We start from the raw sequence: 1549 nt of genomic DNA on the forward strand, positions 1-1549 counted from the left end.
ACGTTGCCAGGCAAAAACCTAAGTCGATTCGACTTAGGTTTTTTTGTGTATAATTCTATGTACCTTTAGTCATCTTAAAGAGGGAAAAGAATGAAATAGAGATTGTTTCAAATGAATGTTGGACTATGATCGGGGTAAAAGGGTATAAAGTAATACGTTTGAATATTATTTTAAGGTAAGAATTACCTTTTTTTATAAATTGAGTTGCAGGATGACTAAAAATATTTTACCTTTTATATGGAAATGGTATGTGGAAAATAGCTATTCAGTTGTTTTTTGCATACCATTTTTCATTTTTAAGAGATTTCACATAAGAAAAAATCTATAATTAAGATAGTTAACATATATTTTTGATGGGTGTGGAGGATTATGAAAGAGATATGCATGTTATTAATGGCTGTTATACTATGGGGGACAGCCATTGCACCAACAAAGTGGGCGCTAGAATCTATTCAACCATTTACTTTGTTATTTATTCGCCTTTTATTCGCGGGTGGAATCTGTTTACTATTTTCATTTAAACAAGTAAAAAGATCGGTTATACATAAACAAGTGCCGTGGAAAAGAATGAGTTTACTATCCTTTACTGGTGTAGCTGGTTACTTTATGTTCACATCTTACGGTATTTCTTTAACAAGTGGATTGCATGTTAGTATTATTGATGCTGCGTTACCTTTAGTTACAATTCTTTTTTCAGCGTTCTTTTTAAAAGAAAAAATTCAACTTACTTATTGGATCGGTATTGTATTGGGGGCTGCCGGAGTACTTCTTATTACCATCCCATCTAGTAACGTCGATCAAGAAGTATCTTTAATAGGAGATACCCTTATTTTATTAAGCACTTTCTTATTTGCTTTCTATACAGTATTGCTGAAAAGGCCAAAACAAGAACAGTATCTATCAAACAAGGTTTTTACAACATTAACTTTAATTATTGGAGCTGTTATTCTATTACCATTTGCAATGGTAGAAACTTTTTATTACGGTTTGCCAAAGATTGAAACATGGAAGGCTGGAATAAGTGTAATATATCTTGTTGTTGGGGCAACAATTTTAGCGTATTGGTTTTGGAATAGAGCATTAGAGACAGTCTCAGCATCAGTAAGTGGATTATATTTAAATGCGTTACCGTTAATAAGTATTGTTGCTTCAATTATTCTATTAAATGAATCTTTAACGTGGAGAATAGTAATAGGTGGTAGTTTAGTTTTGTTTGGAGTGATATGGGCGGATAAGCGTAAATTAATTGATTTATTTATCTTAGGCGATCGAAATGTTAAAGAGAATGAAGAATGTTAAAGTTTATAAGAGCATGTATATAATATTTAAGGAAAAGGACGCTTTGTATGTCATAGGATGTCCTTTTCCTTATTTTCATTGAATGAGAGAGAGTGAATAACTGAAACTCATATAGAAAATACCTTTGGAATTATTTTTATTATTAATTGAATAAAAGGTGTTGACGATTAGACTATAGAGGTGTAATATAGAACAAGTCGCCGATGCAATAACGCAGAACGCGGCAAACGAAATGAAAAACTTAGTTGAC

At 31.8% G+C, this 1549-nt stretch carries 1 protein-coding gene; it reads left to right on the plus strand.

Features of this window, described 5'->3' with window-relative positions; translation table 11 throughout:
- The first annotated feature begins 369 nt into the window (after positions 1 to 369).
- Positions 370 to 1299, plus strand: coding sequence for a DMT family transporter (locus tag FS742_RS27080; protein WP_144616453.1), 930 nt, complete (start codon positions 370 to 372; stop codon positions 1297 to 1299).
- Positions 1300 to 1549 lie beyond the last annotated feature (250 nt).

The sequence above is a fragment of the Bacillus cereus genome (genome assembly GCF_007678085.1).
Classification (GTDB): domain Bacteria; phylum Bacillota; class Bacilli; order Bacillales; family Bacillaceae_G; genus Bacillus_A; species Bacillus_A cereus_BE.